Annotated in this window: 23 protein-coding genes and 1 pseudogene; 12 read left to right on the top strand and 12 right to left on the bottom strand. The window is 69.2% G+C overall.

Annotated elements, in window-relative coordinates:
• Window positions 1–18: 18 nt before the first annotated feature.
• Window positions 19–963: a prenyltransferase gene (locus HTA01S_RS10635; RefSeq protein WP_218017335.1), complete on the top strand. Its 945-nt coding sequence runs from the start codon at window positions 19–21 to the stop codon at window positions 961–963.
• Between the two features lie 1016 nt (window positions 964–1979).
• Here HTA01S_RS10635 and HTA01S_RS10630 read toward each other — a convergent pair.
• From HTA01S_RS10630 to HTA01S_RS10620, 3 genes are all read right to left on the bottom strand, one after another.
• Window positions 1980–4658: a bifunctional acetate--CoA ligase family protein/GNAT family N-acetyltransferase gene (locus HTA01S_RS10630; RefSeq protein ID WP_068170589.1), complete on the bottom strand. Its 2679-nt coding sequence runs from the start codon at window positions 4656–4658 to the stop codon at window positions 1980–1982.
• Between the two features lie 144 nt (window positions 4659–4802).
• Window positions 4803–6017, bottom strand: coding sequence for a 5-demethoxyubiquinol-8 5-hydroxylase UbiM (ubiM, locus tag HTA01S_RS10625; RefSeq protein WP_068170587.1), 1215 nt, complete (start codon window positions 6015–6017; stop codon window positions 4803–4805).
• 105 nt (window positions 6018–6122) lie between these two features.
• Window positions 6123–6749 carry a Spy/CpxP family protein refolding chaperone gene (locus HTA01S_RS10620; protein ID WP_169804765.1) on the bottom strand — a complete coding sequence of 209 codons (627 nt, stop codon included), beginning with the start codon at window positions 6747–6749 and terminating at the stop codon, window positions 6123–6125.
• 186 nt (window positions 6750–6935) lie between these two features.
• Between HTA01S_RS10620 and HTA01S_RS10615 the strand changes: the two genes are divergently transcribed.
• The 4 genes and pseudogenes from HTA01S_RS10615 to HTA01S_RS25970 all read left to right on the top strand — a co-directional run bounded on the left by HTA01S_RS10615 (window position 6936) and on the right by HTA01S_RS25970 (window position 10062).
• Window positions 6936–7874, top strand: a complete 939-nt coding sequence (locus HTA01S_RS10615; protein ID WP_068170582.1) for a chromate resistance protein ChrB domain-containing protein — start codon at window positions 6936–6938, stop codon at window positions 7872–7874.
• Window positions 7871–9232, top strand: a complete 1362-nt coding sequence (gene chrA, locus HTA01S_RS10610) for a chromate efflux transporter (RefSeq protein ID WP_084236014.1) — start codon at window positions 7871–7873, stop codon at window positions 9230–9232. The genes HTA01S_RS10615 and chrA overlap by 4 nt, the downstream gene beginning before the upstream one ends.
• A gap of 29 nt (window positions 9233–9261) precedes the next feature.
• Window positions 9262–9555 (top strand): annotated as a pseudogene (locus tag HTA01S_RS25975) (rhodanese-like domain-containing protein); the annotation flags it as partial.
• A gap of 57 nt (window positions 9556–9612) precedes the next feature.
• The gene (locus tag HTA01S_RS25970) at window positions 9613–10062 is read left to right on the top strand and encodes a chromate resistance protein ChrB domain-containing protein (protein ID WP_068170833.1); all 450 of its coding nucleotides are present in this window, start codon (window positions 9613–9615) and stop codon (window positions 10060–10062) included.
• Between the two features lie 28 nt (window positions 10063–10090).
• On the opposite strand, the gene cueR is transcribed toward HTA01S_RS25970, so the two are convergent.
• Entirely contained in the window at window positions 10091–10555 is a 465-nt protein-coding gene (gene cueR, locus HTA01S_RS10600; protein ID WP_068170580.1) for a Cu(I)-responsive transcriptional regulator, read from the bottom strand.
• Complete coding sequence (locus tag HTA01S_RS10595; RefSeq protein WP_068170578.1) at window positions 10552–10749, bottom strand: heavy-metal-associated domain-containing protein; 198 nt, start codon at window positions 10747–10749, stop codon at window positions 10552–10554. The genes cueR and HTA01S_RS10595 overlap by 4 nt, the downstream gene beginning before the upstream one ends.
• Before the next feature lie 225 nt (window positions 10750–10974).
• Between HTA01S_RS10595 and HTA01S_RS10590 the strand changes: the two genes are divergently transcribed.
• From HTA01S_RS10590 to HTA01S_RS10580, 3 genes are all read left to right on the top strand, one after another.
• Window positions 10975–13380: a heavy metal translocating P-type ATPase gene (locus HTA01S_RS10590; protein WP_068170576.1), complete on the top strand. Its 2406-nt coding sequence runs from the start codon at window positions 10975–10977 to the stop codon at window positions 13378–13380.
• A gap of 274 nt (window positions 13381–13654) precedes the next feature.
• Window positions 13655–14254, top strand: coding sequence for a hemerythrin domain-containing protein (locus tag HTA01S_RS10585; RefSeq protein ID WP_068170574.1), 600 nt, complete (start codon window positions 13655–13657; stop codon window positions 14252–14254).
• 156 nt (window positions 14255–14410) lie between these two features.
• Window positions 14411–14788, top strand: a complete 378-nt coding sequence (locus tag HTA01S_RS10580; RefSeq protein ID WP_068170572.1) for a hypothetical protein — start codon at window positions 14411–14413, stop codon at window positions 14786–14788.
• A 48-nt stretch (window positions 14789–14836) separates the two neighbouring features.
• On the opposite strand, the gene HTA01S_RS10575 is transcribed toward HTA01S_RS10580, so the two are convergent.
• From HTA01S_RS10575 to HTA01S_RS10555, 5 genes are all read right to left on the bottom strand, one after another.
• Window positions 14837–15391, bottom strand: a complete 555-nt coding sequence (locus tag HTA01S_RS10575; RefSeq protein WP_068170551.1) for a DUF1697 domain-containing protein — start codon at window positions 15389–15391, stop codon at window positions 14837–14839.
• The gene (gene gstA, locus HTA01S_RS10570) at window positions 15392–16000 is read right to left on the bottom strand and encodes a glutathione transferase GstA (RefSeq protein ID WP_068170548.1); all 609 of its coding nucleotides are present in this window, start codon (window positions 15998–16000) and stop codon (window positions 15392–15394) included.
• Window positions 16001–16100: 100 nt separating this feature from the next.
• Window positions 16101–16364 (bottom strand): hypothetical protein, encoded by a 264-nt coding sequence (locus tag HTA01S_RS10565; protein WP_068170545.1) that lies wholly within the window; start codon window positions 16362–16364, stop codon window positions 16101–16103.
• A gap of 44 nt (window positions 16365–16408) precedes the next feature.
• Window positions 16409–18238 (bottom strand): ATP-binding response regulator, encoded by a 1830-nt coding sequence (locus HTA01S_RS10560; protein WP_068170543.1) that lies wholly within the window; start codon window positions 18236–18238, stop codon window positions 16409–16411.
• A gap of 13 nt (window positions 18239–18251) precedes the next feature.
• A complete protein-coding gene (locus tag HTA01S_RS10555; RefSeq protein ID WP_068170539.1) occupies window positions 18252–18893 on the bottom strand; it encodes a response regulator transcription factor in 642 nt (213 codons plus the stop codon).
• A 176-nt stretch (window positions 18894–19069) separates the two neighbouring features.
• Between HTA01S_RS10555 and speB the strand changes: the two genes are divergently transcribed.
• Window positions 19070–19987, top strand: a complete 918-nt coding sequence (gene speB / locus HTA01S_RS10550) for an agmatinase (RefSeq protein ID WP_068170536.1) — start codon at window positions 19070–19072, stop codon at window positions 19985–19987.
• Between the two features lie 150 nt (window positions 19988–20137).
• Window positions 20138–21448: an NAD(P)/FAD-dependent oxidoreductase gene (locus tag HTA01S_RS10545; protein WP_068170533.1), complete on the top strand. Its 1311-nt coding sequence runs from the start codon at window positions 20138–20140 to the stop codon at window positions 21446–21448.
• Window positions 21449–21469: 21 nt separating this feature from the next.
• Here HTA01S_RS10545 and HTA01S_RS25750 read toward each other — a convergent pair whose 3' ends face one another.
• Together HTA01S_RS25750 and pdxR are read right to left on the bottom strand one after the other, a co-directional pair.
• Window positions 21470–22906 carry a beta/gamma crystallin-related protein gene (locus tag HTA01S_RS25750; RefSeq protein ID WP_218017334.1) on the bottom strand — a complete coding sequence of 479 codons (1437 nt, stop codon included), beginning with the start codon at window positions 22904–22906 and terminating at the stop codon, window positions 21470–21472.
• Window positions 22907–23000: 94 nt separating this feature from the next.
• Window positions 23001–24512, bottom strand: coding sequence for a MocR-like pyridoxine biosynthesis transcription factor PdxR (gene pdxR, locus HTA01S_RS10535; RefSeq protein WP_068170828.1), 1512 nt, complete (start codon window positions 24510–24512; stop codon window positions 23001–23003).
• 226 nt (window positions 24513–24738) lie between these two features.
• Here pdxR and HTA01S_RS10530 point away from each other — a divergent pair, with 226 nt between their 5' ends.
• Entirely contained in the window at window positions 24739–25548 is an 810-nt protein-coding gene (locus HTA01S_RS10530; protein WP_084236012.1) for a gamma-glutamyl-gamma-aminobutyrate hydrolase family protein, read from the top strand.
• 58 nt (window positions 25549–25606) lie between these two features.
• Window positions 25607–26977: a glutamine synthetase family protein gene (locus HTA01S_RS10525; RefSeq protein ID WP_068170530.1), complete on the top strand. Its 1371-nt coding sequence runs from the start codon at window positions 25607–25609 to the stop codon at window positions 26975–26977.
• Window positions 26978–26987: the final 10 nt, after the last annotated feature.

Here is a 26987-nt window from a genome sequence, read left to right as displayed (position 1 = left end):
GTGCATACTGGCCCCTGTATGAGAAATGCCCCCAACCCACCCCCGACCCGGCTGGCGCGCCTGGGCCTGCTGGTGCGCATGACGCGCCCGGCCTTTCTGCTGCTCACGGTGGTGGCCTGTGCCCTGGGCACGGCCACGGCAGCGGCCTGCGGTTGCGGGTTTGACGTGCCGCTGGCGCTGGGGGCCACCGCGCTGGCGGTGCTGGCCCACGCCGCTGGCAACGTGCTCAACGACCTGCACGACGCGCGCAACGGCGCGGACGCGGCCAACACCCAGGGCATCTTTCCCTTCACCGGCGGCTCGCGGCTGATCCAGAGCGGCGTGGTGAGCGAACGTGAAACGGCCGATCTGGCCAAGTCCCTGCTGCTGTTTCTGGTGCCGGCCGGCCTGCTGCTGGCGGTGAAGACCGGAGGCGGTGTGCTGCTGCTGGGCATGGCCGGTCTGTTGCTGGCCTGGGCCTACTCCGCACCACCGCTCAAGCTCATGTCGCGTGGGCTGGGTGAGCTCACGGTGGCGCTGACCTGGTTCCTGGTGGTGATCGGCGCCGACTATGTGCAGCGGCGCCAGTTCTTCGTGATCCCGGCCAGCGTGGCTGCGGGGTTCGCGCTGATGGTGGCCGCGCTGCTGGTGATCAACGGCATACCCGACGCGGCGGCCGATGCCCGGGTGGGCAAACGCACCCTGGTGGTGCGGCTCGGGCCGGTGGGCGCCAGCGCCCTCTACGGGGGTCTGGTGGTGGGCGCCCACCTGTGGCTGGTGGCCAGTGTCTGGCTGTTGATCCCGCCCACCCAGGCGCTCTGGGGCCTGGTGTCGCTGCCCTTGTCGCTGGCGGCGCTGGTCTGGTTGCTGTGGCATGCCCGGCAACCCCAGCGGCTGAAACCGGCACTCGCCCTCACCGTGGCGGCCACGCTGCTGCACGGCCTGGGCATGACCTGGGGTTTCGCCCAGCTGAGTTTGAGATAGCCCCCGCCGCGCTGCGCGCGACCCCCAAAGGGGGCGGCACTGGCCGTCCGGCAGAGTCGGCCCGGCGGTGCCCTGAGTCGCACCGCTTGATGCGTAGCGGGCGTTTGAAGTCTTGCCCAGCTCAAGGTTAACAACAACCCTGTGGATATTTTTCTAACAAACCATGTGTTATCCACAGAAACAGTGGAAAACCGACACTTGTCCCCGTTTCGGGATTTGGGCAGCGGGGCGGTTTGCACACGCTTGTACGGTCATCAAGTCTTTGTCGCGCTAGGAAAAACCTGCCTTGTCCACAGAAAACAGGGCCTTCTACTACTGCTACTAATTTGAATAATTGGAAATAAGAGATAAGAGAACAGCCGCGGAAACCGGACTCTCCCTCGTTGGGGCACCCGGGATGCCGGCCCGACCGACTCATGGCCTGGCGGTCAACGGGTGAGGCGGTTTTCCAGGGGTTGTAGATGTTTCGGGCCTGGTCAAGGGTTGGGAACGGGTTTCGGGACCTGTTTCCATGGTCCAAACTGGTCCAAACCAGCGGCTGGAAGCCCCCAGGTGGTCTTTCCGGGTGCTCCGTGGGGGTGGGGGCCTTCTTTGGACCTGCCAGCCGTCCTGACCGTGGCCCAAGAGGTTCGGCCGTGTGCTGGCGGCAGAAAGCAGCGGCTGGGTGCTTGGGAGCTGGTGTCGGGCCCGCTTGGCCAGGCCTTCGCCCGGAGCTTGATCACAACCCTGTGATTAACTTTTTAACAAGCCTTTCGTTATCCACAGATGAGGCACCCAAGGCCGGGTTGTCCCCGTTTCGGGATTTGGGCAGCGGGGCGGTTTGCACACGCTTGTACGGTCGCCAAGTGCTTGTCGCGCTACGGGAAAAGCGCCTTGTCCACAGAAAACGGGCCCTTCTACTACTGCTACTAATTTGAATTAAAGAAGATAGAGAGATAGCAAGGGACAAAGAAAAACCGCCCGGTGGGCGGTTGCAAGGCACGGTGCTCCGGCGCGGTCACCCGGCCGGCCCGGTTTCACAGGCTGTGGGTGACCAGTTTGAAGTCGGCGTCTTCGGGAAAGGTCTTGACCGTGAAGCCCAGGCCCTTCATGAGTTTGAGCATGCCGGGGTTGTTGGCCAGCACCAGGCCCTCGATCTCGGTCAGGCCCTTGTCGCGGGCTTCTTCCATGATGCTGAGCATCAGGCGCGAGCCCAGGCCTTTGCCGTTGAAGTCGTCGGCCACCACCAGCGAGAACTCGCAGCTCGATTTGTCGGGGTTGGTGATGTAGCGCGACACGCCGACGACGCGTTCGGTCTCCACGATCCCGCCGTCGGCATCGGCCTGGCGGCTGCGGTGGATGGCTACCAGGGCCATTTCGCGGTCGTAGTCGATCAGGGTCAGGCGCGAGAGCATGGACGCGGGCAGTTCCTTGAGCGAGGACACGAAACGGAAATAGCGGCTCTCGGGCGACAGGTTCTGCACCAGGTCCTGCAGCATCTGAGCGTCGTCCGGGTGGATCGGGCGGATGGTGTATTCGCCACCGCCGCGCAGCGGCCAGATCTGCTCGTAGCGCGCCGGGTAGGGCAGGATGGCCAGGTGGGCGTAGTTGCGCGCCGTGGCCGGCGCGCTGTCGATCACGATGCGCGCGTCCACCGCCACGGCGCCCGATTCGTCCACGATGATGGGGTTGATGTCCATCTCGCGCAGCTGGGGCAGCTCGCAGACCATTTCCGAGACGCGCAGCAGCACGTGTTCCAGCGCGTCCCGGTTGATCGCGCTGGCGCCGCGCCACTCGCCCAGGGTTTCGGCCACGCGCGAGCGGTCGATCAGGCGGCGCGCCAGGAACTGGTTGAGCGGGGGCAGCTCCATGGCGCGGTCGTTGATGAGCTCGATCATGGTGCCGCCGGCACCGAACGCGATCACCGGGCCGAAGGGGTCGTCGGTGACCAGGCCCACGTTGAGTTCGCGTCCGCGCTTGTTGCGCGCCATCTTCTGGATCGTCACGCCGTTGATGCGTGCGCCGGGCTGGGCCTTGGTGACGGCCTGGATCATGGTGTTGTAGATGTCGCGCACACCGACCGCGTTGAGCACGTTGAGCGCCACGCCGTTGACGTCGCTCTTGTGGCTGATGTCGGGCGAGTCGATCTTCAGCGCCACCGGGTAACCCAGCTGGGTGGCGATCATCATGGCTTCGTTGGCGCTGCGCGCCAGGATGGTCTGGGTGACCGGGATGTGGAAGGCCGAGAGCAGGGACTTGGACTCCATCTCGGTGAGCACCTTGCGCCGCTCGGTGAGCACGTTTTCGATCAGCAGGCGCGCGCCCTCGATGTCGGGTTTGGCCAGGGTGGACAGGGGCGGCGGGGTCTGCTGCAGCAGCTGCTGGTTCTGGTAGAAGCTGGCGATGTTGCCGAAGGCGCCCACGGCGGCCTCGGGCGTGCGAAAGCTCGGAATGGCGGCGCTGGCCAGCACCTCGCGCGCGGCGGCCACCGAGGCGCTGCCCATCCAGCAGCACAGCAGCGGTTTGCCCAGGCGTTTCTTCAGCTCGGCCATGGCCTGGGCCACCGCCGTGGGGTCGATGCCGGCCTTGGGCGAATGCACGACCAGGATGCCGTCCACCGCTTTTTCGTGGCCGGCGGCGTCGATCGCGGCGCGGTAGTGCTCGGCGTTGGCTTCTTCCGACAGGTCGATCAGGTCGGTGAGCGAGGCCAGCGCGGGCAGCTGGGGCTTGAGGGCCTGGGCGGTTTCGGGCGAGAGCTTGCCCAGCTCCAGCTGGATTTCGTTGGCCCAGTCGGCGGCGAGCACGCCGGGGCCGCCGCCGTTGGTGACGATGGCCAGGCGCTTGCCCACCGGGCGGTAGCGCGAGGCCAGGCACTTGGAGGCCGAAAACAGCTCGACGAAGGAGCGCACGCGCACCGCACCGGCGCGGCGCAGGGCGGCGTCGAACACGTCGTCGGCGCCGACGATGGCACCGCTGTGGGTCTGCGCGGCCAGGTTGCCGGCGGGCTTTCGGCCGGCCTTGAGCACGATCACCGGCTTGGCGTTGGCGGCGGCGCGCAGCGCGCTCATGAAGCGCCGGGCGCTGGAAATGCCTTCCAGATAGACGACGATGCTGTGCGTTTGGGCGTCGGAGGCGAGGAAGTCGAGCACCTGGGCGATGTCCACCGAGGTGTTGGGGCCGAGCGAGACCACGGTGGAGAAGCCCACGGCGTTTTCGGTGGCCCAGTCGAGGATGGAGGCGGTGAGCGCGCCCGACTGCGACACCAGGGCCAGCGGTCCGGGCGCGGCCAGCGGCCCGGCCACGCTGGCGTTGAGCAGGCAGCGCGTGCGCTGCAGGCCCAGGCTGTTGGGCCCGAGCAGGTGCATGCCGTGGCGGCGCGCCACGCGGTGCATTTCAGCGGCTTCCAGGGCCGGCGTGCCGCTGCCGATGACCAGCGCGGCGCGGCATTTGATGCGGCCAGCCACCTCCAGCGCGGCGATGGCCTCCAGCGGGGGCAGGGCGATGATGGCCAGGTCGGCGCGGGTCTGCGCCAGATCGGCCAGGGTGCCAGTGGTGTGGATGTCCAGGAACACCAGCGTGCCCTTGAAGCGCTGCGCGCGCAACGCGGCCAGCAGCCCCCGGGCCTGGGGGGTCTGGGTGTCGGGCTCGTCGGACTTGCCCGCGAACACCGCGATGGTGTCGGGCTGGAAGAGGGGGGTGAGGTAGTGTTTGTCCATGGGGCTCTCGCGCCGGTGGTGCACGCGCCCGGGGGTCGTCAGGCGACCCGGGGGCCGGGCTGGGGCAGTGGGGGATCGTTCTGGCTGGAGATCATGCGCCCCGCGTGAAGTTTTCGTACAGCGGGCGTGGGCGAAAAGGCGTGTTCAGGCCAGGCCGGTCAGGCTGGCGGCCATGGCGCGTTTGAACGGGGTGAAGCGCTCGCCCAGCCCCACCATGGCGTGGCGCAGCCAGCGCGCGGGCGTCTGTTCGCGGGTGTAGAGCGTGGCCACCGCGTGCGTGGCCAGGTACAGGCCGCGGCTGGCGCGCTGGTGGGTCTGCTGGTAGCGGTCGAGCAGGGCGGGCGAGGCGATGTCCTGGCCCTGCTGGTGCGCCGCGATCAGGGCGGTGGCCAGGGTGTCGATGCTGCGCAGGCCGAGGTTGAAGCCGTGCGCCGTGACCGGGTGCATGCCCACGGCGGCGTCGCCCACGGCGGCGAAGCGCTGCGCCACCAGGCGGCGTGCCCACACGCCCACCAGCGGGTAGGCGTGGCGCGTGCTGGACAGGCGCATGGCGCCGAGTTGCTGGCCAAAGCGCCGCGTCATGGCCTGGCCGAAGGCCGTTTCGTCCAGGTCCAGCAGGGGCTGCAGTTCGTGGCTGGCCAGGGTCAGCACCACCGAGGAGCGGTGCTGGCCGGTCTGGGGGCAGGGGTTCATGGGCAGCAGCGCCAGCGTCTGGCCGTGGTCGAACCACTCCCAGGCGGTGGCGTGGTGGGGCTGCTCGTGCGTCATGTTGCAGACCAGCATGGTGCGGCCGTAGTCGTGCATGTCGGCCGGGATGCCCATGGCGCGGCGCGTGCTGGAGTGGCGGCTGTCGGCGGCCACGGCGAGCCGGGCGCTGAGCGTCTGGCCGCTGCCGAGAGTGATCTGGGCGGCGTGCGCGTCGGTGTGGATGCGCACGACCTGTTCGCCGCAGCGCAGCTCGGGGGGCGGGCCGTCGCCGGCGGTGTCGGCCAGCGCGGCGGCGAAGGCGGCGCGGCGGATGTGGTGGTTGGCCACCAGGTGGCCGAGTTCGGAGCGCGGGCTCAGGCGGTGACTGATCAGCATGCGCGCCTGGTTCGGGCCGCAGCCGCCGTTGAGCACCAGCGCGTCCTTGAGCGGCGCGATGTGGGCCTCGCCCAGCAGCGGCCAGATGCCGAGCTGGCGCAGCAGTTCGGCGCTGTGCTGGGTCAGGGCGATTTCCCGGCCGTCGAAAGCGGGGTCTTGCAGCGATTCGCGGGGCTGCTGTTCGATGAGGCAGGTGCGCAGGCCACTGCCGCGCAGCGCACGCGCTAGGCACAGGCCGGCGGGGCCCGCGCCGATGATGATGAGGTCGAAGTCCATGGCGGGGCAGCTTATCGGCTGGCCACGCGGTGCGGATTGACTCAGGTCAAGTGAAACAGCCCCGGCATGCCGGGGCTGTGGAGCCGAGAGGAGGTGGGCGGGCGATCAGCTGCGCGGCTGGGCCGGGCTGTCGCAGCTCATACCACTCATGCCCCCTTTGCCGTGGTGGCCGCCCATGCCGCCACCGTGGTGACCCACGCCGCGTTCACCCTTCAGGCCGGCGTGGCGGAAACCACCGTGGCTCTGGGCGTCGAACACCTTTTGCTGCTCGGGCGTGAGGGCCGCGTAGAAGCTCTTGGTGGCGTCGATGCGCTTGGCCATCTGCGCGTCGCGCTCGGCCCTGAGCGCCTGCATCTTGTCCAGGCGCTGCGGCGTGGTCAGCTTGGACCAGTCTTCGCGGGCGCCGGCCATGGGGCCACGGGGCTCGGGGGCGGTGCGCGCCACGAAGGCGTTCCAGGCGGCTTCCTGGTCTGCGCTGAGCTTGAGTTCGGCCTTGAGCTTGGCCTGGTGCTCGGCGATGCGTTTCTGCATGCGCTCCAGGCGCTGGGCATGGCGTTGCTCGGGCTGTTGTGCGCTGGGCGTGGTGGCTTCTGCGCGTTGCGCCATGTGCTGGGCGCGCATGTCGCTGGGCATGTCACCCGCTGCGCCCTGGGCGATGGCGGTGGCCGAGAGGCCGACAAAGGCGGTGGCGAGGGCGGCGGCGATGAGGGCGCGTTTCGGGAACATTTTCATGATCACTCCTGAGATGTTGATGGACCTGGGCTTCCACATGCGGTGTTTGCTGTGGAGTGACGCCAGTGTGGTCGCCGCGTGTTTCTGCCTTGTGCGGCTGTGCTGCCGCTCTGTAAAGATTTGTTCCGTTTCCCGTGGGAAAAATATGTGTTTACTTTTCTACAAATATGAATAATAGTAAACACAATGTTTTGGATATCCCTCATCACCAGCTTGCCGACCGAAAACACCACCGTGCGCATGCGGGCCTGGCGGGCGCTCAAGGCCTCGGGCGCGGCGGTGCTGCGCGACGGTGTGTACGTGCTGCCCGAGACCGGCACCTGCCGCGCCACGCTCGACGGCCTGGCGGCCGATGTGCGCGACGCCGGCGGGACCGCCCTGGTGCTGCGCATGGAGGAGCCGCCGCAGGCCGATTTCCGGGGCCTGTTCGACCGCAGCGCGGATTACGCGGCCCTGCTCGCCGAGGTGGCCCGGGTGCGCCAGACGCTGGGCGCAGGCGACCCGCCCGATGCGCTCAAGCAGACGCGCAAGCTGCGCAAGGCCCTGGGGAGCCTGGGCGAGATCGACTTTTTCCCGGGCGAAGCCCGCCGCCAGGCCGAGGCCGCCGTGCTGGAACTGGAGCTGGCCTGCGCCCGCGCCGCGGCCCCCGACGAGCCGCAAGCCATTGAAGGCCCCATTGCCCGGCTGGCGCTGGCCGACCACCAGGGCCGCACCTGGGCCACCCGGCAGCGGCCCTGGGTGGACCGGCTGGCCAGCGCCTGGCTGATCCAGCGCTTCATCGACCGGCAGGCCCGCCTGCACTGGCTGGCCGACCCGCGGGACTGCCCCGCCGACGCGCTGGGTTTTGACTTCGATGGCGCCCGGTTCAGCCACGTCGGGGCCCGCGTCACGTTCGAGGTGCTGCTGGCCAGCTTCGGGCTGGAGCAGCCGGCGCTGGTGCGCCTGGGCCAGCTGGTGCATTTCCTCGACGTCGGTGGCGTGCAGCCGCCCGAGGCGGCGGGCGTGGAAAGCGTGCTGGCCGGGCTGCGCGACGCCATCACCGACGACGATCAATTGCTGGCCACGGCCCATGCCGTGTTCGACGGTCTGCTGGCCAGTTTCACCCCAGGCGCCCCCCCACCATGAACCCCTCGCCCACCCCCACCGCCGAACCCGGCCTGGCGTCCCCCGAGGCGGCCAGCTTCTGGCAGGCCTTTGCCTTCTGGCTCAAGCTCGGTTTCATCAGCTTCGGGGGGCCGGCCGGGCAGATCGCCGTGATGCACCAGGAACTGGTGGAGCGTCGGCGCTGGATCTCGGAGCGGCGTTTTCTGCACGCCTTGAACTACTGCATGCTGCTGCCCGGCCCGGAGGCGCAGCAGCTCGCGACCTACATCGGCTGGATGCTGCACCGCACCTGGGGCGGCATCGTGGCGGGGGTGTTGTTCGTGCTGCCCTCGCTGTTCATCCTGATCGGTCTGTCGTGGGTCTACATCGCGTACGGCGATGTGCCCTGGGTGGCCGGGCTGTTCTACGGCATCAAGCCCGCGGTGACGGCGATCGTGTTGCAGGCGGCGTACCGCATCGGCTCGCGGGCGTTGAAAAACCGCTGGCTCTGGGGCATCGCGGCGGCCTCGCTGGTGGCGATCTTCGCGCTCAACGTGCCGTTCCCGGCCATCGTCGCCGCCGCGGCCCTGGTGGGCTACGTCGGGGGCCGGATGGCTCCACAACACTTCGCCACCGGTGGCGGCCATGGGCAGGGCAGCGCCTCGTACGGCCCGGCGCTGATCGACGACCACACCCCGCCTCCGGCGCACGCCCGGTTCCGCTGGAGCCGGCTGGCGGCGGTGCTGGTGGTGGGCGCGCTGCTCTGGGCTGTGCCCATGGGCTTGCTGACGGTAATGCTGGGCTGGCAGCACACGTTCACGCAGATGGGCTGGTTCTTCACCAAGGCGGCGCTGCTCACCTTCGGTGGGGCCTACGCCGTGCTGCCCTACGTCTACCAGGGCGCGGTGGGGCACTACGGCTGGCTCACGCCGGTGCAGATGATCGATGGCCTGGCCCTGGGCGAGACCACGCCGGGCCCGCTGATCATGGTGGTGGCTTTCGTGGGCTTTGTCGGCGCCTACGTGAAGGCGGTCTTCGGCCCCGAGGCGCTGTTCCTGGCCGGCGCGCTGGCGGCGACGCTGGTGACCTGGTTCACCTTCCTGCCGTCGTTCCTGTTCATCTTCGCGGGCGGGCCGCTGGTGGAGTCCACCCACGGCGACCTCAAGTTCACCGCGCCGCTGACGGCCATCACCGCCGCGGTGGTGGGCGTGATCGCGAACCTGACGCTGTTCTTCGGTTACCACGTGCTGTGGCCCCAGGGTTTCGCCGGGCCGTTCGACGCGGTCTCGGCCCTGATCGCGCTGGGCGCGGCGGTGGCGCTGCTGCGGTTCAAGCGCGGAGTGATGGAGGTCATCGCGGCGTGCGCGGTGCTGGGTCTGTTGTGGCGCTGGTGGGGTTGAGCGCATCGGTCCTTTTCAAGGAGTGAACCATGGATGCTGTATCGGTGGAAGAACTGTCCCGGCTGTTGCGCGGCAACCCCGCGCCCGTGCTGCTGGACGTGCGGCGGGAAGCGGCCCGTGTGGAGGCGGGTGCCCAGATCGCGGGTGCGGCCTGGCACGACCCGGCGCACTGGCTGGACTGGAAGGACAGCGTGGTGCAGTCACCCAGCACCGGCCCGGTGGTGTTGTACTGCGCGCACGGCATGGAGATCAGCCAGGGCCTGACCGCGGCCCTGCGCGCCATGGGTGTGCCGGCGTTCTTTCTGCAGGGCGGTTTCGCCGACTGGCAAGCGGCGGGGTGCCCGGTGCAGGCGCTGACCCAGGCCGCGCCTGCGGGCTCACTGTGGGTGACCCGCGAGCGCCCCAAGATCGACCGCATCGCCTGTCCCTGGCTGGTGGCGCGTTTCATCGATCCGCAGGCGCGGTTTCTGTTCGTGCCCGCGGCCGAGGTGCTGCGGGTGGCCGAGCAGACCGGGGCCACGCCGTTCGACATCCCCGGGGTGGCGCTGAGCCATGTGGGGCCGCTGTGCAGTTTTGATGCCTTCCTGGAGCGCTACGCCTTGCAGACGCCGGCCCTGCGGCAGCTCGCCGGGATCGTGCGCGGCGCCGACACCGGGCAGCTGGACCTCACGCCGCAGTCGGCGGGGCTGTATGCGTTTTCACTCGGGCTGTCGAAGCGCTTCGCCGACGACCAGGAGATGCTCGGCCATGGGATGGTGATGTACGACGCGCTGCACACCTGGTGCGAACAAGGGCAGGGCGAAACCCACCACTGGCCACCGGCGATGTGAGCCCGCCGGGGCCGGGTCGCACACACCCTCAGAGCTGGGCCAGATCGTCCAGGATGGGGCAGTCGGGCCGCTCGTTGCCGGGGCAGTGGCACAGCAGATCGCCCAGCGCGCGCTGCATGGCCTGCAGCGCCTCGATGCGCTGGGCCAGTTCGTCGTGGTGCTTCTGCGCGATGCGCTTGACGCTGGCGCTGCTGCGTCGGCGGTTGTGCCACAGGCCCACGAGCTCGGCGATGGCGTCCAGGCTGAAGCCCATGTCGCGTGCGCGCCGGATGAAGCGCAGCGTGTGCACGTCGGCCAGGCTGTACTGGCGGTAGTTGCTGTCGGTGCGGGTCACCGCGGCCAGCAGGCCGAGCGACTCGTAGTGGCGCAGCATCTTGGGCGAGATGCCGCTGAGCAGCGCGGCGGTGCCGATGTTGACCGGCCAGCCGCTCACGGCCGACAGCGTGGCGTCGTCCGCGTCGACGGGTTCGAGTACACCGCTGTCCGTTTTCATGCGGCCACCGTGTAGCCCTCTTCGCGGATCGCTTCGGCCACCGCCTCGCGCGGCTGTTCGGTCTGCACCTCCACCCGGTTCTGGGCCCGGTCGATGCGCACCTCGGCCTGGGGGTCGAGGGTGCGGATGGCGGTGGTCACGGCTTTCTCGCAGTGGCCGCAGGTCATGCCTTGCACGGAAAAAATCTGGTTCATGGGGAACTCCTGGTTGGGGGAACGGTATCTTCAGGCTTGACACCGTGTCAAGGTCAAGCACCGAACGATACACCTCGCGATACACCTTGCCGCTTGACCTTCCCATGGGGGGAAAGCTTATGCTGCGACCTTGAAGTCCCCCTGCACCGCGCGGCGCGTATTCCCACGGGGAGCACGCCAGCGGCCTGGCAGAGCCGGTTCCCGGCGTGTGCTTGAAAAGATCCCATGAACACAGCAACCCTAGAAGCCCCGACCCCTTCCTCTTCGCACCAGCTCGATCTGGGCGTGGGCGGCATGACCTGCGCCTCCTGCGTGTCCCGGGTCGAAAAGGTGCTGAAGAAGCAGCCGGGCGTGAGCGCCGCCAGCGTGAACCTGGCCACCGAGTCGGCGCGCGTCACCCTGAGCGGTGCGCAGGACGCCGAGACCGTGGCGCGCATCCGCCGCGCGGTGCGCGACGCGGGCTACGAGCCGCGCGCCCTGGAGGCCATGGACGACGACGTCGGCGAGCACTGGATGGGCATTCCGCTGGACCTGCTGCCGGTGCTCGCCGGTATGTTGCTCTCGGCGCCGCTGGCCCTGCCCATGGTGGGGGACCTGTTTGGAAAGCACTGGATGCTGCCCTCGTGGATGCAGTTCGCGCTGGCCACGCCGGTGCAGTTCTGGCTGGGCGCGCGTTTCTACAAGGCCGGCTGGCACGCGCTCAAGGCACTCACCGGCAACATGGAGCTGCTGGTGGCCATTGGCACCACGGCGGGCTGGGCGCTGTCCACCTGGCTGTGGTGGCGCGCCGAGCCGGACGAGATGGTGCATCTGTATTACGAAGGCTCGGCGGTGGTGATCACCCTGGTGCTGCTGGGCAAATGGCTGGAAGCGCGAGCCAAGCGCCAGACCACCAGCGCCATCCGCGCGCTGCACGCGCTGCGCCCCGAGCGAGCGCACCTCTTACCCGATGGGATCCAACGCACCGAGCTGACCGACGTGCCGGTGGAAGAGCTGCTGCCCGGCGACCTGATCCGTGTGCTGCCCGGCGAACGGTTCGCCGCCGACGGCGAGGTGCTGCTGGGCCATTCGCAGGCCGACGAATCCATGTTGACCGGCGAGGCCATGCCGGTGACCAAGGATGTGGGCGATTTCGTCACCGGTGGTTCGCTCAACGGTGAAGGCTCGCTGGAGCTGCGGGTGCGCGCCGTGGGGGCGCAGAGCGTGCTGGCGCAGATCATCGCGCTGGTGCAGGACGCGCAGGCCGCCAAGGCGCCGGTGCAGCGCCTGGTGGACCAGGTGGCGGCGGTGTTCGTGCCGGTGGTGCTGGTGATCGCGCTGGTCACACTCGCGGGCTGGCTCTACACCGGCGCGCCGGTGGAAGAGGCGCTGCTGCACGCCGTCGCGGTGCTGGTGATCGCCTGCCCCTGCGCGCTGGGCCTGGCCACGCCAGCGGCGATCATGGCCGGCACCGGCGTGGCGGCGCAGCACGGCATTCTGATCAAGGACGCGCAGGCGCTGGAGATCGCGCACCGTGTGGACACCGTGGCCTTCGACAAGACCGGCACGCTGACCGTGGGCCACCCGCGCCTTCGGGTGATCGAGGCGGCTGCGGGGGTGGACGAACTCGCGGTGCTGCAGGCCGCGAGCGCGCTGCAGGCGCAGAGCGCGCACCCGCTGGCGCGCGCCGTGCTGGAGGCGGCGGCCACGCGGGGTCTGACGGTGGCCGCCGACGCGGCGCAGGATGTGCAGGCGGTCTCGGGCCGCGGTACCCTGGGTACCGTGAAGGGCGCGCCGCTGGCGCTGGGCAGCCTGCGCTGGATGGGCGAACTCGGCGCCAGCCTGGGCCCGCTGGCCGAGCGCGCGCAGGCGCTGCAGGACGAAGGCGCCACGGTGTCGGTGCTCGCGGCGCAGGGCGACGGCGGCCCGGACGGCGCGAAGCTGTGGGCGCCGCTGGCCCTGCTGGCGTTCGCCGACGAACCCAAACCCGGCGCGGCCGCGGCGCTGGCCGGGCTGCGGGCGCAGGGCCTGCGCCTGTTCATGGTGTCCGGTGACAACCGGGGCGCGGCCCTGGCCATGGCCAGGACCCTGGGGCTGCGGGCCGAGGCCGGCGAGGTGATCGCCGAGGTGCTGCCGGGCGACAAGGCGGCGGTGGTGCAGCGGCTCAAGCTGGGCGAGCGTGAAGCCCCGCCGGGCCTGGCGGCGCTGGCCGCGGTGGAAGGCGGCCACGCGCCTGGCGAGCCCGAGCCCGTCGCAGAAGTGCGGCCCGCGCCGGCGACGCAAGGTGGAGGCCATACCGTGGCCATGGTGGGCGATGGCGTGAACGACGCGCCCGCGCTGGCCGCCGCCGACGTGGGCCTGGCCATGAGCCACAGCCAGGGCGGCAGTTCGGACGTGGCGATGCACGCGGCCGGCATCACGCTCATGCGCGGCGACCCGATGCTGGTGGCCGCCGCGCTCGACATTTCGCGCCGCACCGTGAGCAAGATCCGGCAGAACCTATTCTGGGCCTTCGCCTACAACGCCGCCGGGATCCCGCTGGCCGCGCTGGGCTACCTGAGCCCGGTGCTGGCCGGCGCGGCGATGGCGCTGAGTTCGGTCAGCGTGGTGAGCAACGCCCTGCTGCTCAAGCGCTGGAAGCCGCCGGTGTAGGGACGAAACGGAAGCGAAACGATGGACCGTTGGCGTTCAAAGGGGGCTTCGCCGGTTGACCGTGGCCCAGCCGGGGCGGAAAAAAGCACGCGGAAATCGGGCATTTTTAACGCCCCGAAAACGTTTCTTTTTGTAATCACGTGCTTCAATGCAGGGGTTGATTGGCGGGTTGGCATTCGCTCTTGACGTGCATCAAGGACCACCGGGCGTGCGTCGGCGATAGTCAGCCTCTCGCAATGACCGACCTATCGGTCGGCGAATCAGGAGACATGTCTTGAACCACGAAGCCCTGCGCGTCATCCGCGACGAACACGCCACGCTGGCGGCCATGCTGCAATCGCTCACGCAGATGGTCAAGCGCGGTCCGGACCCCGAAGGCAAGGGGGGGCAGCACGAGCGCTTTTTCGACGTGCTGCGCGCCATGCTGTTCTACATCGACGAGTTTCCGGAAAAGCACCACCACCCCAAGGAGTCGGACCTGCTGTTTCCCCGCGTGGCCCGCGTGGCGCCGCACGTGATGGCTGCCATCGATCAGCTGGAGCGCGACCACATGCAGGGCGAGCAGAACGTGCGCGCGCTCATGCACTTGCTGATGGCCTGGGAGTACCTGGGCGACACACGGCGCCAGGCGTTCGAAGACGAGGTGGCGCGCTACGTGGCGTTCTACCTGGAGCACATGCGGCTGGAGGAAACCGTGGTGCTGCCCGAGGCCGAAAACAGCTTGAGCGACGCCGACTGGCACGCGCTCAACGCCGCCTTCGCGACCAACCAGGACCCGTTGAACGGCCGCATCCCGCGCGACCCGCAGTTCGACCGCCTGTTCACCCGCATCGTAATGCTGGCGCCCGCGCCGGTGGGGTTGGGCGAAAGCTGAGCCCGTCTCGCCCGCGCAACGGCGGGCGTGATTTTCTGGGCGAAACGGCCGATAAAGTTAGGACCAAAGTGCCCAACTGACAGGCGTAAATGCCAAATCGGCCGTTTTGTGTGATCCTTTGGTTGTCTTTTTCAAGACCCGACCACAGGAAACACCATGCAGCTCCAAACCATGCGCGACATCTGGGACCAGCACGCCCGGTTGCTCCGCGTATTGCAGTCCCTCATGCAGGCGCTCAAAGGCACGCCCGCTGCGGACGGTGGCGGTTCGCACGCACGGCTTTTCGACGCGGTGCGCGCCGCGTTGTTCAACATCGACGATGGGGACGCCACGGGCCTGAGGGACGTCCTGGAAGGCATGCGCTGGCTGGAACGCCAGACCTGGACCGACGACACCGTGCTGTTCGAGCTGGTGCAACTGATGCTGGCCGATGGTTACCTGACCCTGGAGCGGCAACGGCGCCTGGAGGCCGATATCGGGCACGTGCTGGCCTGCCAGCGGCACAGCCTCTGGCAGGACGCCTGCGCCGCCTGAGCGGCCGAATCTTTCGATCATGCCCTTGGCCGCCAGGCCGGCCCACGTTCAGCGGGCGGGCGGTCCGGCGTGTTTGTGCACCAGGCGTTCCACCGTGGTCCAGTTGCGCGTGGTGGCCGGCAGGCCGAGCAGTTTTTCGAGAAACGCGTTGGGGCTGCCCGGCGACTTGCCCGGCTTGAAACTGAGGCTCAGCGCCTCCGGTCCCGTCCATTGCAGCACCTGCACGTCGCCGCGCGCCGACACCAGCGGCAGGGCGGGCGCTGGTGCGCTGTCGGGGTGCAGAAAGGTCACGCAGCAGGCGTAGACGCTGCGCCGGTCCACCGCCGAGAAGGGATCGAGGGCGACCAGCCGGGCCAGGTGCTCGACGCTGCGGATGTAGCCCGGCTCACGCAGGCCGCAGCTGTCGCGCAGCGCTTCGCAGGCGCCCGCGAAGACCTTGCGCGCCCGTCCGGCCGAGGGGACCGTGAAGACCAGGGTGCCGTTGGTAAGGAACGACGCGGCCGACGCCGCACCGGCCACCCTGAACGCGTCTTCGAACTGGGCCTTGGTCGGGCAGTTCGGCCGCCCCAGGTTCAGGTTGCGGAAGAACGCGGCGTATTGCATTCAGATCAAGCCTTCGGCGCTCATCGCCGCCTGCACGGCCGGGCGCGCGGCCACGCGGCTGCGGTAGGCCGCGAGGTGGGCCAGGCCCTCGATGTCCAGGCCCACCGGCTTGGCCCAGTTGGTCACGGTGAAGAGGTAGCCATCGGCCACGGTGAACCGCTCGCCCATCAGGTACTGCCGGCCGGCGAGTTCGCCGTCCACCCAGGTCAGGCGTTGCAGCAGTCGGTCCTTGAAGACCGGCTTGGCGTCGGCCGGGACAGCGGGGTTGAACAACGGGCTGAAGCCCTTGTGCAGTTCGGTGCTGACGAAGTTCAGCCAGGACTGCAGCTGGTAGCGGGCCATGGTGCCCGCCGGCGGTGCGAGCTGTTTGTCGGGCACCTGGTCGGCGATGTACTGCACGATGGCCGGGCCTTCGCGCAGGGTCTCGCCGCTGTCGAGCGCGAGGAAGGGCACATAGCCCAGCGGGTTGACGAGGTAGTAATCGCTGCCGTCGGGCAGCTTGTGGGTCTTGGTGGGCGCGGGAATAGCCTCGAACGGCAGGCCGGCCTCGTGCAGGGCGATGTGGGGTGAGAGCGAGCAGGCGCCGGGGGAGTAATAGAGCTTGAGCATGGGGTCTCCGGAAGGTGACGCCGCCACCTGGTGGCGGCGGACGCTCATGCTAGTGGGCCTTCGCAAAACGTGCAGGCGTGCAGGTTTTGCCGGTGTGTGCTCAGCAGTTGGCGAAGTAGGCCTTGCAGGCCGAACCGTCGCCGCCCTCGCAGCGCTTGCCGAGATAGGTGCACATGGGCGACGCCGGCAACATGGCCAGGGTCGATCCGCCGGCCTTTTTGTCGGGCTGCACCAGCAGCCGCAGGCCGGAAGACTGGGCCGGGACGGTGTTGCCTTGGGTGTCAAACGCCGCGTACGCGGCTACCTGTGCCAGCACCAGGCCCACAACCAGACCGAGTTTGGAAAAGCGATTGAAACGTGCCATGTTGATACTCCTGTGACGGGTCAGTGCCAGAGAAGCTGCAACAGTCACTGACCCTCATCCCGCTGCAGCGTGCCGGGGTCGACGGTATGGGACCTGGCGCCCGCTGCGAAGTGTCGAAAGTCATGGTGGGCCACCCGGCGTCCCTCAATGAGGGTATGCCGCAACAGCTGCGGGTCCACCGGTTTGAAGAGGACCGTCAGTCCCGTGTGTTCCAGGGTGCGCAGGTGTTCGGGTGAGGTCTCGCCCGTGATCATGACCAGCACCGGCGGCGGCGCCGTTGCCGCCTGCAGTCGGCGGGCCACGTCCAGGCCGCTGACGCCGTGGCGCAGACGCATGTCCGACAGGATGACGTCGACCGGCCGGTGTTCTTCGGCGGCCTGGCGCATGGCCTCCTGGGCGGCGCCTTCGTCGGCAGCGGCCAGCAGCTCAACCCCCCACGTGTGCATGAGCGCCATCAGCCCCTGGGTGACGATGGCTTCATCGTCGATGAGCAGCACCCTGCGCGGCAGTTCACCCTCCGTCGGGGCGGCGGCAGGCGGTGTGGCGGCGGGCAGGCCGGCGGGGGCCAGGGGCAGCGACAGGCGGAACCGGGTGCCACGGCCGGGCCGGGAACTCAGGCTGACCGGATGCTCCAGCAGCGTGGACAGGCGGCGCACGATCGACAGGCCGATGCCCATCCCCAGGCTGCGGTCGCGCGAGGGGTTGTCGACCTGGTAGAACTCCCGGAACACCAGCTCATGCTGCGCCGGCTCGATGCCCAGGCCGGTGTCGACCACCTCGATCCACACCCGCTGCCCGCGCTGGCGGGCCGTCACCAGGACACCACCCTGGTGGGTGTACTTGATCGCGTTTTCCACCAGATTGCCCAGCAGGCGCTCCAGCATCTGGGGGTCCGAGGTCACGTGCAGCGCGCTGGTGCGGATGCGCAGCGCGATGTCTTTGTCCTGCGCCCGACCGGCAAAGAGGCGGTGCATGGACAACAAGGTCTCGCGCAAGGCCACCGGCTGGCGCTCGGGGGCCATCACGCCGGCGTCCAGGCGCGAGATGTCCAGCATCGCGCCAAGCGAGTGGTGCAGCGAGCGCACCGCATCCTCCAGCCGCAGCGCGTGCTGGTGGGCCGGCTGCCCTCGCAGCGCCTGCTCCAGCGCGGCTCCGAACAGGCCGATCGCGTGCAGCGGCTGGCGCAGGTCGTGGCTGGCGGCTGCGAGAAAGCGGGTCTTCTCCTCGCTCGCCTGCCGGGTCAGCGTCATCTGCTGCTCCAGTTGCTGGGCCAGCGCTTCCTTCTCGAACCGGGATTGCAGGGTCTGGGCCAGCAGGTGGTGCTGGCTGTGTGCGATGTACAGCGACACGCCGAGGTAAACCAGGCAGCACAGGGCCAGCACCAGGTCGACCGCGCCACCCTGCCACAGCAGGGCGCCGATCAGCCCCAGCACCATCGGGGGGGCAAAACCCAGCACCGAGGCCCAGCGCGGCGCCACGGCGGGAATGCCGGTGCTGGTCACGCCCAGCACCACCAGCACCAGCACTGCGGTCATCGAGGTGTCGGCCCGGGGCAGCATCAGCCATGGCGCCAGTGCCCAGGTGCCGCTATACCACAGCATTTCGTTGCGGTGGCGCCGGGCCCAGAACGCCGTGCGCTCGGCCACCGCCGGGTCCTTGAAGTAGGCGGCCTGGAACGGATAGCGCAGCAGCTGCGAGGAGTGCAGCGTGATCCAGACCAAGGCCATGCTGTCGCCGTTTTTCCACCAGAACAGCAGCGCCACGGCCCAGGACACGATCACGTCGGCGATGGTGGCGCTGGCGGTGGTCGCATACAGCGCAGCCACCTGCTCATGCATCACCCGCTGCTGGATCGACGGCGGGGTCGTGGCCATCGTGCCCGGCCGCTCAGCGTTGGGTGCTGATGAGTTCGGCCCGGGAGCGCACGCCGAAGATCAGCAGCAGTGCCGAGACATGGTTCTTGACCGTGCCTTCGCTGATCTGCAGGCGCGCGGCGATGTCGCGGTTGGCCTGTCCGGCCAGCAGCCAGTCGAGCACCTGGGTCTGCCGCGGGCTCAGCTGTGAGCGGGGATCGTCGGCGCGCGGTGGCAGCGTGTCGGCGACATCGCGCGGAAGGCCGCGCGATCCGCCCGGCGCCAGGTGGTCCACCACACACCGCAGGTCGCCCGACTTCGGCAGGTAGGCCACGGCCCCTTGCGCCAGCGCACGTTGCGCCATCTGAGGGTCGCTGTCCCCGGAAAGGACCACCACCCGTGCGTGGGGATGCTGCTGCAGCCAGGTGGTCAGGCCGGTCAGGCCGTGCGCGTCGGGCAGGTGCAGGTCCAGCAGCACGAGGTCGATGTCGCCACGGCGGTAGAGCACCAACGCTTCCTGCAGCGTGCGGGCCTCGTGCAGGCGCACGTCGGTGCGTTGCCCCAGCAGCGCCCGCAGCCCGAGGCGGATCAGGTCGTGATCGTCGACCACCAGCACACCGATCCCACACGAATCCGCGTCGGGCGAGAGCAGCGGCGAGGACGGCGTGTCGGGCATGTCGTCACGATTCTAGGGTGATCGGCGGCGTCGTGCCGCGCGGAGGCCCCCTGTTTGTGGGCCTCGCCCGGGGGGATGGTGGACGGTGGCCGGGGCATTCAATTGGATCCATCGATGCGATGGATCGTTGATATCTTATGGTTCCACTTTCCAGCATCGCCACAGCAAGGACCCACATGGCCACGGGACAGTTTGCCTACGCCAACAACACCAACCGTTTTCTGGGGGCGCCCGAGCTGGGCGCGCAGCCCTTTGCCGTGGCCGGTGTGCCGTTCGACGGCGTGGTGACGCACCGACCGGGGGCGCGTTTCGGCCCGCAGGCGATCCGCGCGGCCAGCCTGATGCTGTGCGACGGCATCCACCCGGTGTTCGACGTGTCGCCGCTGGGCCACCTGGGCGATGCGCTGGACATGCGCCTGCCCAACGCCTCGCCGCTGCCCGAGGTGCGTGCGCACATCGAGCGGCAGGCGGCCGAGCTGATGGCGAAGCACCACTGCGTCTTCCTCGGCGGCGACCACTCGGTCACGCTGTCGCTGCTGCGCGCCGCCCGTGCGAAACATGGCGAGCCCCTGGCCTGCGTGCATTTCGACGCGCACTGCGACACCTGGACCGACCATTTCGGCGAACCCTCGGGCCACGGCACCTGGACTTATGAAGCGATCCAGGAGGGCCTGATCAGCGCCGAACACACGGTGCAGATCGGTATCCGCTCCCCCGGCGTGCGCGCCGCGCGCGAGTACGTGGCCGACCAGGGCGGGCAGATCTTCACGGCGCGCGCGCTGCGCGGGCTCGACGGCGCCGGGCTGAGGCCCACGATCGACGCGATCCGCGCGCGCATCGGCCAGCGGCCCTGTTACCTGACGTTGGACATTGACGTGCTGGACCCGGCCTTTGCACCCGGCACCGGCACGCCCGAGCCCGGCGGCCTCAGCAGTTCGCAGGTGCTGAGCTTCATCGAAGAGCTGGCCGATCTGAACTGGATTGGCATGGACTGCGTCGAGGTGGCGCCGGCCTACGATCACGCCGAGCTGACGACCAACGCGGCCGCCACCTTCGTGTGGGCCTACCTCTGCGGTCAAATCGCGAAGAGATGAAGCACCCCCCTGCGCCGCTGCGCGTCTTCCCCCCTCTCCTGCGGGAGGGGGAACGCACCCTGTGGCCCGGCGAAGCCGGTTCCACGGGTGCCCTGGTGGCAGGCATGCTTTCGGCATGTGGGTCCTTCATTCACACGAGGGTCTTTTGACATGTTCGCCCGTTCCCTGCTCGGCTCCGACACCCAGCTCAACCAGACCAGCTATTACGAGGCCAGCGTCGACCGGCCCGCGCCCTGCCCGCCGCTGCAGGGCACGGTGGTGGCCGACGTGGTGGTGGTCGGTGGCGGCTTCGCGGGCCTGAGCGCGGCGCTGGAGCTGGCGCAGCGGGGCCTGTCGGTGGTGCTGCTGGAGGCCGACCGCATCGGCTCGGGCGCGAGCGGGCGCAACGGCGGGCAGGCCATCGTGGGCTACGCGAGCGGGCAGGCGCCGTTCGAGCAGCAGCTGGGCGCGGCCGATGCGCAGCGCGCCTGGGACATGTCGGTCGAGGCGGTGGAGCTGATCGAGCAGCGTATCGCCGAGCACGGGATCGGCTGCGACTGGCAGCGCGGCTACACCTACGTGGCCGAGACGGCGAAGAAGGCGCGCGCGCTGCGCGAGGAATGCGACGACCACCACCGGCGCGGTGTGCCCTGCGCCTGGGCCGAGGGTGACGAGGTGGCGCGCTTCGTCGACAGCCCGCGCTACGTGGCCGCGTTCCACGAGCAGCGCTCGGGCCACCTGCACCCGCTGAAGTACGCGCTGGGTCTGGCGCGCGCCGCCCAGGCCGCGGGGGTGCGCATGTTTGAGGGCTCGCCGGTGACCGGCCTGCAGCGTGGCGCCACGCTGGTGGCGAGCACCGCCGGCGGGCAGGTGAGGGCGCGTTTCGGTGTGCTGGCGGGCAACTGCATGCTGCCCGAACACGGCCCGCAGGTGGCCCCCGAGATCGCGCCGCGCATCATGCCGGTGGGCACCTACATCATCGGCACCGCGCCGCTGGACCCGGCCCTGTGCGAGCGCCTGATCGCGCACAACGCGGCGGTCTGCGACAACAACTTCGTGCTCGACTACTTCCGCTTCAGCGCCGACCACCGCATGCTCTTCGGCGGGCGCGTGAGCTACACCACCATGACGCCGCCCGACCTCCAAGGTGTGATGGCGCGGCGCATGGGTGCGGTGTTCCCGGCGCTCCAGGGCGTGCCGGTCGAGTTCGTCTGGGGTGGTTTCGTGGACATCAGCATGAACCGCGCGCCCGACTTCGGCCGGCTAGGCGACAACCTCTATTACCTGCAGGGCTTCAGCGGCCACGGCGTGGCGCTCACCGGGCTGGCCGGTCGGCTGGTGGCCGAGGCCGTGGCGGGGCAGGCCGGGCGCTTTGACGTGTTCGCCCGCCTGAAGCACCACGCCTTTCCCGGCGGGCCGCTGCTGCGCACGCCGAGCCTGGCGCTGGGCATGCTGTGGTACCGCTTGCGCGACGCACTTTGAGGGCCATCGGCCCTCAAAGTGTCACTGCTGCTGGCGCGGCTCGCCCCGTTCGTTCACCGTGACGGTGTTGCCCGGGTCCATGGCCATCTGGACGCGGTGGTCCTGGCCGCGGAAGTTGTAGGACACGTCCCAGAACGCGGGCTGCGCGCCGCCGGGGGTGTCTTCGCAGCGCCGCACGTCCTGCGTGGCGGGCTGTCCGTCGCGACCGACCTGTGCACCGAGCGCGGCACCCGCGATCACCCCACCCACGGTGGCGATGTCCTTGCCGGTGCCGCCGCCCACCTGGTGGCCCAGGATGCCGCCGATGAGGGCGCCTGCCAGGGCCGCAGGCACGTTGGCGTTGTTGCCGCCCTGGCTCTGGACCTGCTCACGCTCGACCCAGCAGCGCTGACCGGAGGTGGCGAGCACGGCCCGCACGGACGTGACCGGGGCTTCGAAGAGCCGCTCGCCCTGGCGACGCCGGCCGTCGTAGACCGCCGCCGGTGGCGGTGGCGCGTAGCGGTCGTTGTCGATGCGGCCGCGGCCTTCGACGGTGCGCACGGATGAGATGCGGTCGTTCATGCCCATGGCTTCGAGCGACGGGTAGCCCCCGGGACGCAGCACGACGCAGCGCCCGCTGAACCGGGTGTCGTTGCAGACCTCCCAGCGTTCACCGATCACGATCGCCGAGGTGGCTCGGTCGTTGAAGCCGGCCCGCTCCAGGTTGGCGACGGCTTCTTCCGTGGTGAAGGAGCGGCCCTGGAAGCCCTCACGTCCGAAGAATGTGATCTGGCCGTCGTCGTCCGGTGCGGCCTCGAGCGGTGGGGCGTAGCGGTCGTCGCGGATGCGCACGTTGCGCGGCACGGTGCGCACCGAGCTGACTTCGTCGTCCAGGCCCATCGCTTCGAGCGACGGGTAGCGCCCGGGGCGCAGCACGACGCAGCGACCGCGGTAGCGGTTGTCGTCGCAGACCTCCCAGCGTTCGCCGACCACCACGGCCGACGAGGCGCGGTCGTTGAAACCGTAGCGGCGGAAGTTGGGGATGGCGCCGGTGGTGGTGAAGGAGCGGCCGTCGAAACCTTCGCGCTCATAGAACGTGACCTGCGTGGCGGCCGGCAATGGCCCAGGCAACGGCGCGTAGCGGTCGTCGTCCACGCGGGCGTTGCGGGCGATGACGCGCGCCGAGGAGACGCGGTCGTTCAGGCCCATGTCGGCGAGCGAGGGGTATTCGCCCGGGCGCAGCACCACGCAGCGGCCCTGGAAACCGACGTGCTCACAGACCTCCCAGCGGTTGCCGACGATCACCACGGACGAGGTGCGGTCGTTGAAGCTGTAGCGGTCGAACCGGCTGATTTCCTGGTTCGCTCGCACGGACCGGCCGCCGAAATCCGGGTGTTCGTAGAAGGTGGCCTGGGCGGCCGCCTGGGCGCTGAAGGCCATACCGGCCACGGCCAGCAGGGTGCTTGGAAAGGAAGTCATGAGGTGTCTCCAGAAGGGTTGTCACCCCAGAGCCTGCGCCGCCCCGGCGCCGGGGTCTGTGCGCTGGCGTACGCCCCCGGTTTTGCGGGGAGCGTCAGTGCTCGGCGGGGAGGGTGCCCAGGGCCTGCCGCACCGCCGCAGCCAGCACCGGCCCGCAGCGCTGGATCTCGCGCAGCGGCGCGTAGCCGTAGCCGATCACCAGGCCCTTGAGGTCGTGGCGCGCCAGGCAGTAGGCCGAGAGCGGGCGCACGGTCAGGCCCTGCTGGGCGATGCGCTGGGCGAGCGCGGCGTCGTCCACCGTGGCGGGCAGGCGCAGGCACAGGTGCAGGCCCTGTTCGGCGCCGCTGATGAACGGGCCTTCGGTGCCGGGAGCGAGCACGGGTTTGAGCGCGTCGAGCAGCGCGGCGCGGCGCTCGCCGTAGTTCTGCCGCGCGCGGCGCAGCGCGCTGCTGAAGTGGCCCATCTCGATGAACTCGGCCAGCGCGGCCTGCAGCGGCATCTGGCCCGGGCGGTTGAGGTCGTAGTGCGCCTGCTTGAAGGCCGCCGCCAGCGGCCGGGGCGCGATGAGGTAGCCGAGCTTGATGCCGGGGTAGAGCACCTTGGAGAAGGTGCCCATGTAGAACACGCGGCCGTCGTTGTCCAGGCCTTCGAGGCTGGAGATGGGCGGGCCGGAAAAGCGGTATTCGCTGTCGTAGTCGTCCTCCAGCACCCAGGCGCCGTGGGCGCGCGCGGTGGACAGCAACTGGTGGCGCCGCGGCAGGCTCATCACCGCGCCGGTGGGGTACTGGTGCGAAGGCGTGAGGTAGATCAGTTTGGGCGGGTGCGCGTCGTCGGCTGTGCCGGGATGGATGCCTTCGTCGTCCACCGGCACGGGGTGGATGGCCAGGCCGGTGGCCATGAAGGCCTTGACCGCGCCCCAGTAGGCCGGGTCTTCCACCCACACGGTGTCGCCGTGGTCGGCCAGCAGGCGGGCGCAGAGTTCGAGCGACTGCTGGGTGCCGGTGGTGACGATGACTTGGTCGGCGTCGAGCTGCACGCTGCGGAACACGCGCAGGTAGTCGGCAATGGCCCGGCGCAGCGGCGCGTAGCCGCCGGAGTCGTTGTAGTCCAGCATGTCCGGGTAGGTCATGCGCCAGTGCTTGTTCTGCAGGCGCTGCCAGAGCGTGAGCGGGAAGGCGCTGAAGTCGGCGATGCCGGGGGTGAAGGGCTGGACTTCGAGCTCGGTGGCGCAGAAGGTGGTGGACAGCGCCAGCCCGCGCGTCGAGAGGCGGCCAGTGGGCACGCTGCCGTTGCCGCCCGGGGCGCCCGGCCGGCGGGTGGCGCGCCCGGGCAGGGCGCGGGGCACGCTCTCGTTCACATAGGTGCCGCTGCCGACCCGGCTGGCCAGGTAACCCTCGACGCTGAGCTGGTTGATCGCCGCCACTACCGTGTTGCGCGAGAGCCCGAGGTCCTGCGCCAGGTCGCGGCTGGAGGGCAGGCGCTCGCCCGCACCCAGCTTGCCGTCGAGCATGGCGCGGCGCAGTGCCTCGTAGAGCTGGCGGTGCAGGGGCAGGGCGTCTTGCGCGCCCAGGCGGTTCATCTCGGTCAGCAGGAATTCAGACAGCATGGGCAGCAAGCACCCCCCGCGCCGCTTCGCGTCACCCCCCTCTCTCGCCTTCGGCGGGAGGGGGGCGGCATCTCGGACCGGCGGAGCCGGATCCTGGATGCCCCTCAAAGCTGGTGGTGCGGGTTGGCGGGTTCGGGTAAAGAAATGGCACCATAAGGTGGTGTGAACTGGCCCTGATTGTGATCCAATTTACGGGTCAGAATCAAACTTCGTGTTTGGAGACACCATGAACCAACCGCCTTGCATGGTCTGGCTGCCTGCCGACCACCGCCTCATGGGCGACCACGGGCACCAGATGCCTTTCCTGCTGCTGGGCGACAAATACGCCCGCGCCGTCAAGGTCGGCGCGCAGGCCCAGCCGGTCATGTTCCCGCTGGCCGACGCCGAACAGATTCCCGAACTGCTGTCCCTGGTGGACGGCGTGATGCTGACCGGCTCGCCCTCCAACGTGCACCCCTCGCATTTCGACGAAGACGTGGCCGACCCCAGCCTGCCGCTGGACCTGGAGCGCGACACGCTCACGCTGGCGCTGGTGAAAGCCTGTGTGCACGAGGGCGTGCCGCTGCTGGGCGTGTGCCGGGGCTTTCAGGAGATCAACGTGGCGCTGGGTGGCACCCTGCACCAGCGTGTGCACGAGGTGCCCGGCCTGATGGACCACCGCGAGCCCAAGACCGCGCCCTTTGAAGAACAGTACGCGCCGAGCCACCCGATCCGTTTCGAGCCCGGCAGCATCTTCGAGACCTGGGCCGGCGGCCCCGAGACGATGGTGAACTCGCTGCACGGCCAGGGCATCAACCGGCTGGCCAGCGGTTTGCAGGCCATGGCCCACGCGCCCGACGGGGTGGTGGAGGCGTTTGCCGTGAAGGGCGCGCGCACCTTCGCCTACGCGGTGCAGTTCCACCCCGAATGGCGCTGCTGGGAGACCCCGTTCTACGCCGCGATCTTCGAGGAATTCGGTCGCGCCTGCCGGTCCCGCCAGAGCCTGCGCCTGCAGGCCGCCGACCTGGCCCGCAGCCGCGCCACCATCGGCGCCTGAAACCTGCCCTGCATTCCCATATCCGGCACAACCCCTCGAACCGACAAGGAACCGGCACATGACAGCCTCCCAAAAAGTCAACAGCTTCAACGATCTGGAGAACTGGCTCAACGAGCACCGCGTGACCGAGGTCGAATGCCTGGTGCCCGACCTGACCGGGGTGGCGCGCGGCAAGATCCTGCCGCGCGAGAAGTTCACCGAAGACCGCGGCATGCGCCTGCCCCAGGCCATCGTGGGCATGGGGGTGACGGGCGAGTTCCCTGAGAGCGGGCCGTACTACGACGTGGTGGACCCGACCGACAAGGACATGCAGCTGCGCCCGGACCCGACCACGGTGCGCATCGTGCCCTGGGCCACCGACCCCACCGCGCAGGTGATCCACGACTGCTTTGACCACCACGGCAAGCTGGTGCCCTTCGCGCCGCGCAGCGTGCTGCGCCGCATCTGCGACCTGTACGCGGCCGAGGGCTGGGAGCCGGTGGTGGCGCCCGAGCTGGAGTTCTACCTGACCGCGCGCAACACCGACCCGAACACACTGCTCAAGCCGCCGATCGGCCGCAGCGGCCGCGCCGAAACCTCGCGTCAGGCCTACAGCATCGACGCGGTGAACGAATTCGACCCGCTGTTCGAGGAGATCTACGACTACTGCGACAAGATGGAGCTCAACGTGGACACGCTGATCCACGAGGTGGGCGCGGGGCAGATGGAGATCAACTTCTTCCATGCCCACCCGCTGGGCCTGGCCGACGAGGTGTTCTTCTTCAAGCGCACCGTGCGCGAAGCCGCGCTGCGCCACGACATGTACGCCACCTTCATGGCCAAGCCCATCGCGGGCGAGCCCGGCAGCGCCATGCACGTGCACCAGAGCATCCTGGACAAGGCCACCGGCAAGAACATCTTCAGCAACGAGGACGGCACGGCCTCCGAGTCCTTCTACCACTACATCGGCGGCCTGCAGCGCTACATCCCGGCGGCCATGGTGCTGGTGGCGCCCTACGTGAACAGCTACCGCCGCCTCTCGCGCCACACGGCCGCGCCGATCAACATCGAGTGGGGCCACGACAACCGCACGGTGGGCATCCGCTCGCCGATCTCCAGCCCGGCCGCGCGTCGGGTGGAGAACCGCGTGATCGGTGCCGACGCCAACCCCTACGTGGCCATGGCCATGACGCTGGCCTGCGGCTACCTGGGCATGAAGAACAAGATCAAGCCCAAGCCCGAGATGAAGGGCGACGCCTACCTGGCGCCGTACTCGCTGCCGCGCTCGCTGGGCGAAGCGCTGGACTGGCTGCGCCGCGAACCCGACCTGCACGAGGTGCTGGGCAAGGAGTTCATCACCATCTACACCGAGATCAAGGAACTGGAGTTCGACGAGTTCATGAAGGTGATTTCGCCGTGGGAACGCGAACATTTGTTGCTGCACGTTTGAACACGCCATC

The organism is Hydrogenophaga taeniospiralis CCUG 15921 (assembly GCF_001592305.1).
GTDB lineage: Bacteria > Pseudomonadota > Gammaproteobacteria > Burkholderiales > Burkholderiaceae_C > Hydrogenophaga > Hydrogenophaga taeniospiralis.
This window is presented reverse-complemented; position numbering and strand designations above follow the sequence as displayed.

Excerpts from the sequence above, each read along its gene's own strand:
- HTA01S_RS10635 (WP_218017335.1), top strand. The coding sequence starts at position 19 with ATGAGAAATGCCCCCAACCCACCCCCGACCCGGCTGGCGCGCCTGGGC.
- HTA01S_RS10630 (WP_068170589.1), bottom strand. The coding sequence starts at position 4,658 with ATGGACAAACACTACCTCACCCCCCTCTTCCAGCCCGACACCATCGCG.
- ubiM (WP_068170587.1), bottom strand. The coding sequence starts at position 6,017 with ATGGACTTCGACCTCATCATCATCGGCGCGGGCCCCGCCGGCCTGTGC.
- HTA01S_RS10620 (WP_169804765.1), bottom strand. The coding sequence starts at position 6,749 with ATGAAAATGTTCCCGAAACGCGCCCTCATCGCCGCCGCCCTCGCCACC.
- HTA01S_RS10615 (WP_068170582.1), top strand. The coding sequence starts at position 6,936 with ATGTTTTGGATATCCCTCATCACCAGCTTGCCGACCGAAAACACCACC.
- chrA (WP_084236014.1), top strand. The coding sequence starts at position 7,871 with ATGAACCCCTCGCCCACCCCCACCGCCGAACCCGGCCTGGCGTCCCCC.
- cueR (WP_068170580.1), bottom strand. The coding sequence starts at position 10,555 with ATGAAAACGGACAGCGGTGTACTCGAACCCGTCGACGCGGACGACGCC.
- HTA01S_RS10595 (WP_068170578.1), bottom strand. The coding sequence starts at position 10,749 with ATGAACCAGATTTTTTCCGTGCAAGGCATGACCTGCGGCCACTGCGAG.
- HTA01S_RS10590 (WP_068170576.1), top strand. The coding sequence starts at position 10,975 with ATGAACACAGCAACCCTAGAAGCCCCGACCCCTTCCTCTTCGCACCAG.
- HTA01S_RS10580 (WP_068170572.1), top strand. The coding sequence starts at position 14,411 with ATGCAGCTCCAAACCATGCGCGACATCTGGGACCAGCACGCCCGGTTG.
- HTA01S_RS10575 (WP_068170551.1), bottom strand. The coding sequence starts at position 15,391 with ATGCAATACGCCGCGTTCTTCCGCAACCTGAACCTGGGGCGGCCGAAC.
- gstA (WP_068170548.1), bottom strand. The coding sequence starts at position 16,000 with ATGCTCAAGCTCTATTACTCCCCCGGCGCCTGCTCGCTCTCACCCCAC.
- HTA01S_RS10565 (WP_068170545.1), bottom strand. The coding sequence starts at position 16,364 with ATGGCACGTTTCAATCGCTTTTCCAAACTCGGTCTGGTTGTGGGCCTG.
- HTA01S_RS10560 (WP_068170543.1), bottom strand. The coding sequence starts at position 18,238 with ATGGCCACGACCCCGCCGTCGATCCAGCAGCGGGTGATGCATGAGCAG.
- HTA01S_RS10555 (WP_068170539.1), bottom strand. The coding sequence starts at position 18,893 with ATGCCCGACACGCCGTCCTCGCCGCTGCTCTCGCCCGACGCGGATTCG.
- speB (WP_068170536.1), top strand. The coding sequence starts at position 19,070 with ATGGCCACGGGACAGTTTGCCTACGCCAACAACACCAACCGTTTTCTG.
- HTA01S_RS10545 (WP_068170533.1), top strand. The coding sequence starts at position 20,138 with ATGTTCGCCCGTTCCCTGCTCGGCTCCGACACCCAGCTCAACCAGACC.
- HTA01S_RS25750 (WP_218017334.1), bottom strand. The coding sequence starts at position 22,906 with ATGACTTCCTTTCCAAGCACCCTGCTGGCCGTGGCCGGTATGGCCTTC.
- pdxR (WP_068170828.1), bottom strand. The coding sequence starts at position 24,512 with ATGCTGTCTGAATTCCTGCTGACCGAGATGAACCGCCTGGGCGCGCAA.
- HTA01S_RS10530 (WP_084236012.1), top strand. The coding sequence starts at position 24,739 with ATGAACCAACCGCCTTGCATGGTCTGGCTGCCTGCCGACCACCGCCTC.
- HTA01S_RS10525 (WP_068170530.1), top strand. The coding sequence starts at position 25,607 with ATGACAGCCTCCCAAAAAGTCAACAGCTTCAACGATCTGGAGAACTGG.